This is a genomic window from Streptomyces sp. NPDC127038, assembly GCF_042725875.1.
Classification (GTDB): domain Bacteria; phylum Actinomycetota; class Actinomycetes; order Streptomycetales; family Streptomycetaceae; genus Streptomyces.
The window spans coordinates 21,353-32,882 of the sequence record NZ_JBHXDQ010000074.1 but is presented as its reverse complement, the minus strand read 5'-3'; the positions used below and the strand labels follow the sequence as shown (position 1 = coordinate 32,882).

Sequence of the window (11,530 nt, the reverse complement as noted above, 5' to 3'; positions counted from 1 at the left end):
AACCCCACGTGGTCCGAGTGACCGCCCACGCCCCCCAGACCTCGGCGGCGGCCACCCCACCGGGGGGCCCCCCGCCGGCGTGTCGCGGTCCGGCCTCAGCCGGCCTTCCGGCCGATCGCGAGCACGGCCGTCCGCGGCACGGTGCAGGTCCACTCGCGGGCCGACGGGTCGTACGCGAGGGAGAGCGCCTCCAGGGAGCCGTCGGCGCGCCGCTCGCGGAAGACCGCCCCGGCCAGCTCCACCGTGTGGCGGGCGGCGTCCCCGGGACGGCTCCGTTCGATCCCGGCGAGCCCGTACATGTCCAGCAGGTAGCGCCCCAGCTCCAGTTCGGCCTCCCGGGCCGTCGCCGCGGTCGCGACGTACGGATCGGCCATGTCGGTCACCTCACCGGCCGCGAAGCCCGCCTTCGTCAGATAGCCCCACAACTCCTCCCGGGCGAAGTGCTCGTAGGCGTGCCCGGTCCGCGAGTACGGGTCGACCACGTCCCGGAACCAGGTGTCCATCGGCGAGCCGACGAGGAAGTCGTGCAGCAGCAGCACCCCGCCGGGCCGCAGCACCCGGTGCGCCTCGTGGACGAGTTCGGCGCGGTCCTCGGCGGCGATGTGATGCGATCCGTAGGCGACGAGGACCGCGTCGACGCTGCCGTCGCGCATGAGCAGCCGGTCCGCGCGCTGCACCAGCGCCGGGCAGTCCGCGGCCCACGCGGCCCGCACCATGTACGGGGAGGCGTCGCAGGTCAGCACGGACAGCCCGGTCAGGCGCCGGGCCTCTGCGACCTTGCGGACCAGGCCGTCGCCGCCGAGCACGTCCACGACGACGGCGGGCCCGCGGTCGGACCTGGCGGGCACCAGGGACAGCAGATGGTGGATGCCCCGGGCGCGTGCGGTCAGGTTGCGGGCCTGGGCGCGGATGTACGAGGAACCCCGGCCGCCGGCCCCGTCGTCGCCGAAGTCGTCCCTGAAGTCGGTGGTCCCGGCCAGCAGCCGGGCCCAGGCCCGCGCCCGTTCCGGGTCGACGCACGCGTGCAGGTCGGGGGCCGCCCGGCCGAGCCGGCTCAGATGGTCCGCCATGTCGGCCTCGGTGAACATGACCTGATGTCCCGTCAGTTCGGTCACGACCGCTCTCCCGTGGATTCGAGGAAGAGGGCGAGGGCGAGCGCCATGCGTTCGATCTCCCGCGGGTCCACGCTCTCGTCGGGCGCGTGGATGAGGCACTGCGGCTCCTCGACGCCGATCAGCGCGATCTCCGCGTCGGGGAAGGTCTCCTGCAACGCGTAGCAGGTGGGGATGGAACCGCCCTGTCCCGCCGTCGTCAGCTCCCGCCCGAACGCCTCCCGCAGCGCCGTCGCCAGTGCCGCGTAGGCCGGGCCGTCGGTGCGGGCCCGGAAGGGCCGGCTGGAGGAGAGCCGGACGGTCTCCACCTCGACCTCCCAGGGCGCCGTGCGTTCCAGGTGCGCCCTGAGCGCCTCCCATGCGGCGTCCGGTTCGGTTCCGTAGGGGATGCGCAGATTGAGCTTGGCGGTCACCTCGCCGAGCACGGCGGGCGCCGAACCGACGACCGGCGGGCAGTCGATGCCGACGACGGTCAGGGCGGGCCTGGCCCACAGCATGTCCGCGACACTGCCGTCGCCGACCAGCCGGACGCCGTCGCGCGCCCCGATGTCACGGCGGTAGCGCTCGGCGGGATACTCGGCGCCCTGCCAGCGCCCGCTGCTGTCGAGGCCGTCCACGGTGGTGTTGCCCGCGGCGTCGTGCAGGGTGGCGAGCATCGCGATCAGCGCGTTGAGCGGGTCGGGGGCCGGCCCGCCGAAGGACCCGGAGTGCACCGGCCCGGCCAGCGAGCGCACGGTGACGGTGGCGTGCACGACGCCTCGCAGGTCGGTCGTCGCCGTGGGCACCCCCGCCTCGGAGTTGCCCGTGTCGCAGACCAGCACGGTGTCGGCGTACAGCAGCTTGGGGTTCTCCCGGACGAGCGTGGCGAGCCCGCCGGTGCTCTGCTCCTCGGCACCCTCCGAGATGACCTTGACGCCCACCCCGAGCCGGGTCAGATCGCCGAGCGCCCGCAGCGCGGTGAGCTGCATGACGATGTTGCCCTTGCAGTCGGCGGCCCCGCGCCCGTACCAGCGGCCGTCGGCGCGCTCGGTCAGGGTCCACACCGGGGTGGTCCAGGCCGGTTCGTCGAGCGGCGGCTGGACGTCGTAGTGGCTGTAGAGGAGGACGGTGGGGTAGCCGGGGGCGGCCGGGAGATGGCCGAACACGGCCTTGCTGCCGTCCGGTGTGTCCAGCAGCCGTGTCCCGGGGACGCCGGCCTCGGCGAACAGCCGGGCGACGAGGGCGGCGGCGTTCTCGCACTCCTCCACCGGGTACTGCCGGGGGTCGGCGACGGACCGGTGTGCGACCAGGTCCCGCAGATCCTCCTGCGCCCGGCCCATCAGTTCGCGCACCTGTGCGCGTAACTCCTTGGGCGGCATGCGGCCTCCTTCTCGGTCGGTGTTCGGGGGGTGTGTCCGGGTCGTTCCGTACGGGCGCCCGAGGCGCACGGGCGCCCGGGACACGGGGGCGCCCGGGGCACGCGAAGCCGCACGGCGGACCGGTCGGCGGGCCGTTTCGGTCCGCCGGCGTCGGCCCGTGGGCCCGTCGGTCGATGGGGCGGGAGTTCGGTCACCCGGCCGTTCGGTCGTCCGGCTGGTCGGGCGGCCGGTCGGGCTGTGAGGGGGACTGCCGGGCGGTGGGTCAGCCGGACGGTGACGGGGACGGTGACGGTGTGTCCTGGGCGGGTCCGGTGGCGCGGCGCCGGTCCACCGCCTCGGCCAGCGAGCGCCGCACCACGCGGGTGCCCGCGCCGTACCCGAGACCCACGAGGGCCAGCACCAGCCAGAACAGGGTCAGCGCGCCATGGCCGGCGGCCAGGTCGAAGGCGCCGCCGACGAAGCCTCCCAGCATGCCGCCGACGCCCCAGGCCATCGTGGAGTAGCCCAGGTACAGGCCGGTGCGGCCCTCGGTCGCGAGACCCGCGACGACGGCGTCGACCACTCCGCAGAACAGCGACTCGCCGATCGAGGTGACGATCACGGCGGCGACGACCGGGCTGATCCCGTCGACCGAGCACAGCAGCCAGCCGCCGCCGAGCAGCACGCCGGAGGCCGTGAACAGGTCGAGGCGGCCGATCGTGGAGCGCCTCTCGACGCGCGCGCCGATCAGCCACACGGTCAGCATCACCACGACGGCGTTGCCCGCGGTGAACACGCCGACCAGGTCGGAGGAGAGCTTCTGGTGGACGACGGTCAGCGGCAGCGCGACCCGGTACTGGGTGATCAGGAACCAGCCGCCGACCGCCAGCGAGCAGAAGATCATCAGCGGGCGGTCGCGCAGCGCCTCGGCCATGGCGGCGGGCCTGACGGGAGCCGCGTTCGTGGCGTGCAGCCCGCGCAGCAGCACCGCGGAGGTCACGGCGAACCCCAGGTGCAGCGCGGCCGCGATCAGGAAGCCCGCCTTCATCGCGCCGCCCGCCATCAGCGCGGTGCCGATCAACGGGCCGATCAGGGCGGCCCCGTTGATCGACACGTAGTAGCGGCTGAGGTTGGCCGCGACCCCGCCGGACCTGCTGGAGGCGAGGACGCTGCGGGCGCCGTTGTTGTTGAGGGAGCCGCCGACGCCGAGCAGCGCGACGGCCGCGCCCCAGAAGGCGAAGCTGCCGCCGGCCACGGTGAACACGACGTAGGCGCCCGCCTCGACGGCGAGACCGAGGGTCAGGATCCGGGCGGCGCCGAAGCGGTCGCTGACCCAGCCGGACGGGATGCCGAGCCCGCGCCGGGTGAACTCCATGACGGCGAACAGCACACCGGTCTGGAAGCTGCTCAGCCCCTCGTCCTTGGTCAGGTGCACCGCGAGGAACGGCACGACCATGAAGAAGCCGATGTTGGTGGTGAAGCGGCCGAGGATGACGACGTACGCCGGACCCCGGCCCGCGAGGAACCGGCCGGACCGTGTCCCCGGGGTGCGCTCCTCCCGCGCGTCGGAGTTCCCGGCGAGCGTCACGCCGTCTGCCTTCTCGGAGGTCATCGGGTGGGCTCCTGGTCGGTACGGACGACGATCCGGGCGGCCGCCGCGTCGGCCGCGTCGGCGGCGGCCTTGGGGTCGGGACCCGCGGCGACGACATGCCCGGCCCGGTTCCAGGAGTCGCCGAGCGGAAGCAGTACTGCCCCCACGTCGGGGAGTTCACCGACGCGGATGACCCCCTCCATGGCCAGGGCCTCGGCCGTGCCCGTCACCTCGGTGACCCGGCCGGGCCGCGGGGTGAGGTAGCGGATGGAGGCGCCGCCCGCGTGGCCGGTGACCGGCCCGGGCAGGGCGCCGTGGGCCAGGGCGAGGACGGCGCCCTGGAGCATGTCGATGCCGGTGACGTGGTGGACCAGTTCCCAGATCTGGTCGCCGCCCTGCCGGGCGTTGATCTCGACGACGGTGGCGCGCTCGCCGTCCTCGGCGAGCATCACCTCGGTGTGGCAGGGGCCCCAGGCGTAGCCGACGGCGTCCAGGGCGTTCAGCGCCGCCCCGACGATCGTCCCGTACGCGCCGGGCGGGAGCGGAGCGGGCAGGTCGTGCCCGGTCTCCACGAAGTGCGGGGCGCCCGAGGTGTGTTTGCGGGTCACCGCGAGGACCTGGTGGCGTCCGGCGGCCGACAGGGACTCGACGCTGAACTCCTGGCCGGTCAGGAACTCCTCGGCCAGCACCCGGGACGCCGACTCTCCCTGCGGCCAGGCGAACCCGGTCCTGGCACCGCTGGTCCAGGCCCACGCCCCGGCCAACTCCGCCTCCGTACGCACGAGATGGACGCCGGTGCCGCCGTTGCCGTCGACCGGCTTGAGGATCACACCGGCCGGGCAGCGGGCCAGCAGCTCGCGGGCCTCGTCCATGCCGGTGCACACCCGGTGGGCGACCGTGCCCAGACCGCGGTCCCGCAGCCGGGCGCGCATGGCGGCCTTGTCCTGGGTCAGGGCGAGCGTGGCGGGCGGGTTGCCGCGCGCGCCGAGCGCCTCGGCGACCACGCTCGCCGGGCGCAGCGAGAGTTCGGTGAGCCCCAGCACCGCGTCCACGGGGCGCCGGGCGTGCACCTCGCGGGCGACGGCGAGCAGGGCGTCGGGGTCGGTGAAGTCGGCGTCGACCACCGCGAGGGCGAGTGACTCCTCCAGCTTGCGGTCCCCGCCGGGGCGGTGGACCACGGTGAGGGCGACCGGGAGGCCGACGAACTTGCCCAGGATGTCGTGTCGGGGACAGATGAGCAGGAGGTGGGGTACAGGGGCCCCGTACGACTGGCCCGGCATGTCAGGCGGACCCCCGCTCGCCGGCCACGTCCTCGACACCGGCACTGCGCGCCTTCCCGGCACCGGCACGGGCCGCCTCCTCGGCCCGGGCCGCGTTCCACGCGCGTTCCAGCTCGCGGATGCGGGCCGAGTCCTTCTCGATGGCGTCCCAGTCGTCCGCGCCCTGGATGACCCAGCCCAGGCTGGTGGTCACGTCGTTGGTGAGCGGCATGTCCCGGCCCTCGGGCGGGATCGCCATGGAGAACGTGGTGGGCAGATCGGCGATCGCCCGGAGGATCTCCATGTTGTGCACCGGCCCGGCCAGATCGGAGCAGAGCCAGAGCGTGCGGACCTCCCTGACGAGTTCGAACGACGGCACGAACTCCCCGTCGAGGACGTGCCGTACGGTGCGCTCGATCTGGTTGTCGCCGGTGGCCAGGGACCCGGAGATCATCATGCAGCTGCCCGAGTAGCGGGCGGCCAGCTCCACCAGACGGGGTCCGTCCGGCGTCATGATCGCCTCGGCGTGGGTGGAGCCGTTGCGGATGCCGACGGCGTCGGCCGCGCGCATCACGTACGGGGCGAGGACCGCCACGTCGGGGTGGTCGGGGGCCAGGAAGTCGGCCACGTCGTAGATGCCGATGCGCGGGCCCCGGTCGTGCTTGGCGTAGACGCAGGTGTCGACCAGACCGTGCCGTCCGTCGACCGAGTACAGGTCGACGATGTACTCGGGTCCCTCCAGGAACTCCTGCACGATCACGGTGTCGTTGCGCAGCTCGAACCCGTTGACCTGGCCGAGGATGTGGGTGAAGTGGCCGAGCCACTCGCCGCCGGCCGGCACGAAGTGCACGTTGTCGGTCCCGGCGCTGTGCGGCGGCTTCAGCACGATCGGCCGGCCGGTGAGGCCGTTCGCCTCGATCCAGGCGGCGGCCTCGGCGGGGTCGGCGGTCGACAGGGTGCGCGGACCGGGCACTCCGGCGCGCTCCAGGGCGAGCGCCATCTCCCCTTTGTGACGCTGGTATTTGGCGGTTCCGGGTACGTTCTGGAACTGTGGCATCAGACGTTCGACGAGGCGCGCGGCGAATTCGACACCGCTCTCGTTGCCGGTGACGATCGCCACCGGGTCATAAGATTCCACAAGTTTTACCATTGCTTCGAAGTCGCCGTCGTAATAATGGACGGCCTCGAAGTCGTCGGGGTACCAGATGTTCTTCTTGACGAATTTCGCCAGCGGCTCCGGGGTGCTCATGACGGTGACCGGCAGGACACCCCTGGCCCGGAAGGCGCTGGCGAAGCCCCGGTCGTCGCCGTCCCTGATGTGGTAGCCGTCTACGACGATCACGTGCCGCCGCCCAGTGGACTTCATGACTCAACTCTGCTGGCCGGGACGGCTCCGGCGACAGTGGCGGAACTGACACGCAGCCACGATTTCCTGCCAGCGGGCGCCGTGGACACGCGTCGCGGCCGGGCCGGGGCCGAGGCCGCGACGGGGTGTTGATCCGCCGACTTCCGATATGCGCCAGTGGTTGTGATTGAGCCGTTTCTGTCATAGGGCAAGGGACCTATGGCGGGAGCAAGGCCGACTGGCTACTGTGGCCCACGCCCGGTCGAAATTCTGTGTGAAGGTGACGTCGATTCACCGAGCCGGCCGAGACGTCTGGGCGCGCGTCGCCGTTCGTCATGCAATTTCTCGGCCGGAATTCCGGGTCAAGTCGATGAAGGCGGGGACGGACTGTGGAATCGCTCGGGTGGGGCGGTCAGACGCCGGAGCACGAACGGATAATCGCCTGGCAGGCCCCACCGCTGAAATTCGGCGTCGGCGCCACCGGGGAGATCGGACACGAACTGCGCGCCGCCGGCGTCGGGTCGGTGCTGCTGGTGACCGATCCCGTCCTGGCCGGCCTCGGCCTGCCCGCCCGGGTCGCCAAACAGATCGAGCAGGAGGGCGTCTCGGTCACGGTGTTCGACCGGGCCCGGGTGGAGCCCACCGACACGAGCGTCGCCGAGGCGGCCCGTGAACTGGAGAACCTCCGGGTGGACGGGTTCGTCGGCCTCGGCGGCGGCAGTTCGATCGACACCGCCAAGATGCTGAACCTGCTGCTCAGCCACCCGGGCCGCCCGGTGCGCGACTACCTGAACGCCCCGATCGGCGCCGGAGCCCGGATCCCCGGACCGCTCAGGCCCCTGGTGGCCGTGCCCACCACGGCCGGCAGCGGCAGCGAGTGCACCGCCATGGTCGCCCTCGGCGTCACGGACCTGAACGTGAAGACCGGCATCAGCGACCTGCGGCTCATGCCCTCCCTGGCACTCGTCGACCCGGTGAACACGCTGACCCTGCCCCCGGCCGTCACCGCCTCCTCGGGCTACGACGTCCTGACGCACGCCTGCGAGTCGTACACCGCCCGCGCCTACGACCGGCGCCCCCCGTACCCCTCGCCCGCGGACCGGCCGCTGTACATCGGCGCCAATCCGATCAGCGACGTATGGGCGGAACAGGCCCTTGAACTGGTGGGCCGCTATCTGCGGCGTGCCGTGCTCAACCCCGCCGACCTGGAGGCCCGTACGGGAATGAGCCGGGCGGCGAGCTTCGCGGGCATGGGATTCGGCAACGCGGGAACCCACATCCCGCACGCCTGCGCCTATCCCGTGGCCGGAATGGTGTCCGACTACCGGCCGGACGGGTACGAGGTCGACCACGCCATGGTGCCGCACGGGGCGGCGGTCGTCTCCACGGCGGCCGCGGCCTTCGAGTTCACCTATCCGACCTCTCCCGAACGCCACCTGCGCGCGGCCGAGTTGCTCGGCGCGAACCTGAACGGCGTGACGGCGGCGCACGGTTCGGACGTCCTTCCGGCCACGCTGCTGAGCATCGTGGCGGACACCGGAGGACCCACCGGGCTACGGGACTTCGGCTACTCCGCCAAGGACGTTCCCGGACTCGTCGACGGCGCGCTCAAACAGCGGCGGCTGCTCGTGTGCTGCCCGCGGGACGTCGCCGCACGCGATCTCGAACGGGTCGTCGCCGGCTCGATGACCCACTGACCCACCGGACGAGCTCGCCCCCCACGCCAAGGAGCTGGACGCACCCGTGAGTGATGCATCGATACCGGAACACCCGGCCGTCATCGCGGGGAAGCAGGTTCCCACGGACCGGTGGATCGACGTCCTCGACCCCTCGGACGCCCGCGTCGTCGCCCGCGTCGCGCGCTGCGGGCCCGCCGAGGTCGGGGCCGCGGTGGACGCGGCCCGCACCGCCCACGAGAGCGGATGGCGGTTCACGACGACGGCGGAGCGCTCCCGGGTCTGCCGCCGCATCGCGGAGATCATCGGCGCCCGGCGCGAGGAACTCGCCGCCCTGGAGACGCTCGACACCGGCAAACCGCTGCGCCAGTCGCTGGCCGACGCCGACGTCGCCGCCCGCTACTTCGACTTCTACGCGAGCGCCGTGGAGGGCCTCGGCGGCGAGACCATCCAGCAGCGGCCCGACCGCCCCGCCTTCACCCTGCGCGAGCCCTACGGCGTGTGCGGGCACATCATTCCCTGGAACTACCCGCTCCAGATCGCCGCCAGAACCCTGGCACCCGCCCTCGCGGCCGGAAACTGCTGTGTCCTCAAGCCCGCCGAGGACGCGCCGCTGACCGCGCTGAGACTGGCCGGCATCGCCGAGGAGGCGGGACTCCCGGCGGGCGCCCTGAACGTCGTGCCGGGCCTCGGGGCGGAGGCGGGCGCCGCGCTCGCCGCGCACCCCGGCCTGGACCGGCTGGCCTTCACCGGCTCGCGCGAGGTCGGCGAGGCCGTGATGACCGCGGCGGCGCGCACGATCGTGCCGGTCACCCTGGAGCTCGGCGGGAAGTCGCCGCACCTCGTGCTCCCCGACTACGACGCCGCCCGCGCGGTGCCGCAGATCGTGGAGTCGATCACCGAGCACGCGGGACAGAACTGCTCGGCAGGCAGCCGGCTGCTCGTCCACCGGTCCGTCCACGGCGAACTGGTCGACGCGCTCGTCGCACGGTTCCGCGCCCTGACCATCGGGCCGGGCAGGACCGATCCCGACATGGGACCGCTCATCTCCGCGAGACAGCGCGACCGGGTGCTCGGTCATCTGGCCGAGGGCCGGCGTGACGCCGTCCTGCGCACGGGTGGCGGTGTCCCCGAGGGGAAGGCGTACGCCGAGGGCTTCTTCGTGGAGCCCACGATCCTCGACCGGGTCACGCCGGAGCACCGGGTCTTCAACGAGGAGATATTCGGTCCGGTGCTGTGCGTGTCGGTCTTCGACTCGCTGGAGGAGGCGGTCGCGCTCGCGGAACACACCACGTACGGACTGGCCGCCGGAGTGTGGACGTCCGACGTGACCCGCGCCCACTGGCTCGCCCAGCGGCTCAGGGTGGGGCAGGTGTTCGTGAACAACTACAGCGCGGCCGGGGGAGTCGAGCTGCCGTTCGGCGGTTACCGCCGTTCGGGAATCGGAGTGGAGAAGGGACTGGAGGCGCTGCGTGAATACACACGGTGCAAGACCGTGGCGATCCACGCCCGGCTTCCTTCCTGACCCGGTGAGCCGGATATTCCACACGCCCTCGGCCCTACGGAGAAGAGCGGTTCGGTCAATTCCACTCGGTGGAGGGAGTTCATCTGATGTCGCCTGTTGTGCGCGGTCCGGTCGAGGAACTGAGGACGCGGCAGTGCTGCACGGTCTGCGGCGCACCGGCCCAGCCCGTGACGGCCCAGCCCGTGACGGCGCTGGCCGAGGGCGTCGCCAAGGTGCACAAGGCCCTGGGTGAGGCACAGGACGCCCTCGAGGCCCAGGAACAGCTGATCGAGGACTTACGGGCCGACGGCCGCCGGGGCGCCGTCGCCGGCCCGCCGCCCGCCGCGGAGGCGCCGGCACCACGTCAGGCCCTCGCCGTGCTGACGGCCCGCGAGCGTCAGATCCTGGTGCTCATCTCCCAGGGGAATTCGAACCGCAGGGTGGCCAAGGCGCTCGGGATATCCGAGAAGACGGTGAAGAACCATCTGTCCGCGGTCTTCATGAAGGTCGGCGCGTCCGATCGGACGCAGGCCGTCGTCATGGGCATCCGCAGCGGGATCGTGTCCATCGGCCAGCCCGTCGACGATGTGTCCCACCCATGAGCACGGCCGGATGAATCCCCGCCCGCTTCCGGGTCCATGCCGTGAGTATGAGCGCCGATCCGGCCAAGCGACAGCGGAGGGACTGTCAGAAGTCCATGTATTACTGCCACATTGGAAAACATGCTGAAAAACGTAGCCGCGGTCCTGCTCGACAACGTCCATCCCTTCGAACTGGGCGTCGTGTGTGAGGTATTCGGGATCGACCGCCGTGAAGAGGGGCTGCCCGCGTACGACTTCGCACTCGTCGCCGCGGAATCCCCGTCGGTGCGGGCGGTGCCCGGGTTCACCATCAGCACGCCCTACGGCCTCGACCGGCTGGAGGAGGCCGACCTCATCGCCATCCCGGTCGGGGACGACTTCCACACCCGGGAGTTCCCGCCCGACCTGCTGGAGGCCCTGCGCCAGGCGGTGGCCCGGGGGGCCCGCGTGGTCAGCGTCTGCGTCGGCGCCTTCGTCCTGGGTGCCGCGGGACTCCTCGACGGACGCCGCTGCACCACCCACTGGCGGTACGCCGAGGCGCTCACCGAGCGCTATCCCAAGGCCCGGGTCGAACCCGGGGTGCTGTACGTCGACGAGGACCCGATCCTCACCTCGGCCGGCACCTCCGCGGGCATCGACGCCTGCCTCCACCTCGTCCGCAAGCTCCAGGGCAGCGACGTCGCCAACGCCATCGCCCGCCGCATGGTGGTCCCCCCGCACCGGGAGGGCGGCCAGGCCCAGTACATCGAACGGCCGGTGGCGCAGTACGGGGAGGACGGCGTGCGCGAGGTGCTGACCTGGGCGGAGCGGAACCTCGACCAGGAGATCAGCGTCGAGCAGCTGTCCGCGCGGGCCTGCATGTCGCCGCGCACGTTCGCCCGCCGCTTCCGGGCGGAGACGGGAACCACGCCCTACCGGTGGCTGCTGGCCCAGCGGGTGCTGAGCGCCCAGCGGCTGCTGGAGAACACCGACGAGACGATGGAGGCCGTGGCGGCCCGTACGGGATTCGCCAACGCGGCCGCCCTGCGGTACCAGTTCGTGCACTTCCTCAGCACCACTCCCAACGCGTACCGGCGGGCCTTCAGGGGCCGGTCGCCGGACGCGACCACGTACTGAGCCCCGCGT

Annotated in this window: 9 protein-coding genes; 4 read left to right on the top strand and 5 right to left on the bottom strand. The window is 72.3% G+C overall.

The annotated features are described in order from the left end of the window. Positions 1-95 precede the first annotated feature (95 nt). The 5 genes from ACFWI4_RS35055 to ACFWI4_RS35035 form a co-directional block, all read right to left on the bottom strand. Complete coding sequence (locus ACFWI4_RS35055) at positions 96-1,115, bottom strand: class I SAM-dependent methyltransferase (protein WP_387204810.1); 1,020 nt, start codon at positions 1,113-1,115, stop codon at positions 96-98. After that, positions 1,112-2,470 (bottom strand): dipeptidase, encoded by a 1,359-nt coding sequence (locus ACFWI4_RS35050; protein ID WP_387204807.1) that lies wholly within the window; start codon positions 2,468-2,470, stop codon positions 1,112-1,114. The genes ACFWI4_RS35055 and ACFWI4_RS35050 overlap by 4 nt, the downstream gene beginning before the upstream one ends. Before the next feature lie 262 nt (positions 2,471-2,732). Further along, positions 2,733-4,061, bottom strand: a complete 1,329-nt coding sequence (locus tag ACFWI4_RS35045) for an MFS transporter (protein ID WP_387204804.1) — start codon at positions 4,059-4,061, stop codon at positions 2,733-2,735. Next, on the bottom strand, positions 4,058-5,320 hold the full coding sequence (locus tag ACFWI4_RS35040) for an ATP-grasp domain-containing protein (protein WP_387204802.1): 1,263 nt from the start codon (positions 5,318-5,320) through the stop codon (positions 4,058-4,060). Before ACFWI4_RS35040 ends, ACFWI4_RS35045 begins: the two co-directional genes overlap by 4 nt. Before the next feature lies 1 nt (position 5,321). After that, a complete protein-coding gene (locus tag ACFWI4_RS35035; RefSeq protein WP_387204799.1) occupies positions 5,322-6,665 on the bottom strand; it encodes an ATP-grasp domain-containing protein in 1,344 nt (447 codons plus the stop codon). A gap of 368 nt (positions 6,666-7,033) precedes the next feature. Here ACFWI4_RS35035 and ACFWI4_RS35030 point away from each other — a divergent pair, with 368 nt between their 5' ends. From ACFWI4_RS35030 to ACFWI4_RS35015, 4 genes are all read left to right on the top strand, one after another. Continuing rightward, a complete protein-coding gene (locus tag ACFWI4_RS35030) occupies positions 7,034-8,341 on the top strand; it encodes a hydroxyacid-oxoacid transhydrogenase (RefSeq protein ID WP_387204796.1) in 1,308 nt (435 codons plus the stop codon). A 46-nt stretch (positions 8,342-8,387) separates the two neighbouring features. After that, entirely contained in the window at positions 8,388-9,845 is a 1,458-nt protein-coding gene (locus tag ACFWI4_RS35025; protein WP_387204793.1) for an aldehyde dehydrogenase family protein, read from the top strand. 86 nt (positions 9,846-9,931) lie between these two features. After that, the gene (locus ACFWI4_RS35020; protein ID WP_387204790.1) at positions 9,932-10,426 is read left to right on the top strand and encodes a response regulator transcription factor; all 495 of its coding nucleotides are present in this window, start codon (positions 9,932-9,934) and stop codon (positions 10,424-10,426) included. Positions 10,427-10,546: 120 nt separating this feature from the next. Continuing rightward, positions 10,547-11,521 carry a GlxA family transcriptional regulator gene (locus tag ACFWI4_RS35015; protein WP_385400265.1) on the top strand — a complete coding sequence of 325 codons (975 nt, stop codon included), beginning with the start codon at positions 10,547-10,549 and terminating at the stop codon, positions 11,519-11,521. The last annotated feature ends 9 nt before the right edge of the window (positions 11,522-11,530 follow it).

Coding starts and splice junctions, on each gene's coding strand:
- ACFWI4_RS35050 (WP_387204807.1), bottom strand. CDS start 2,470: ATGCCGCCCAAGGAGTTACGCGCACAGGTGCGCGAACTGATGGGCCGG.
- ACFWI4_RS35045 (WP_387204804.1), bottom strand. CDS start 4,061: ATGACCTCCGAGAAGGCAGACGGCGTGACGCTCGCCGGGAACTCCGAC.
- ACFWI4_RS35040 (WP_387204802.1), bottom strand. CDS start 5,320: ATGCCGGGCCAGTCGTACGGGGCCCCTGTACCCCACCTCCTGCTCATC.
- ACFWI4_RS35035 (WP_387204799.1), bottom strand. CDS start 6,665: ATGAAGTCCACTGGGCGGCGGCACGTGATCGTCGTAGACGGCTACCAC.
- ACFWI4_RS35020 (WP_387204790.1), top strand. CDS start 9,932: ATGTCGCCTGTTGTGCGCGGTCCGGTCGAGGAACTGAGGACGCGGCAG.
- ACFWI4_RS35015 (WP_385400265.1), top strand. CDS start 10,547: ATGCTGAAAAACGTAGCCGCGGTCCTGCTCGACAACGTCCATCCCTTC.